Origin of the sequence: uncultured Jannaschia sp. (assembly GCF_947494025.1) — a bacterium.
GTDB lineage: Bacteria > Pseudomonadota > Alphaproteobacteria > Rhodobacterales > Rhodobacteraceae > Jannaschia.
Genome location: NZ_CANLTQ010000193.1, coordinates 1 through 247, shown reverse-complemented (window position 1 = coordinate 247; position 247 = coordinate 1). Strand labels below are relative to the sequence as shown.

General features: G+C 64.4%; 1 pseudogene. It reads right to left on the bottom strand.

Annotation, left to right across the window (positions count from 1 at the left end):
• Positions 1 to 23: 23 nt before the first annotated feature.
• Positions 24 to 247 (bottom strand): annotated as a pseudogene (locus Q1B08_RS21895) (IS5/IS1182 family transposase); the annotation flags it as partial.

Here is a 247-nt window from a genome sequence, read left to right as displayed (position 1 = left end):
GACTTTCCCTTTCCCCGCCGATGTCATGCCACGCGAAGGATCTCGGTGGTGCCGAGGGCGTTGAAGCGGTTCATGAGTGCGACGCGGATGTGGATTTCGGCGGTCTGGCGGTCGGGGTCCCGTGCGGCGATGCGTTCGCCGAATGCCTTGAGGCATCGCATCTTCGCCTCGATGCGGCTTCGGGCGTGGTATCCGGTCCAGTGCTTCCAGAACGTCCGGCCGTAGTGTCTTGTGGCGCGCAGCGTCT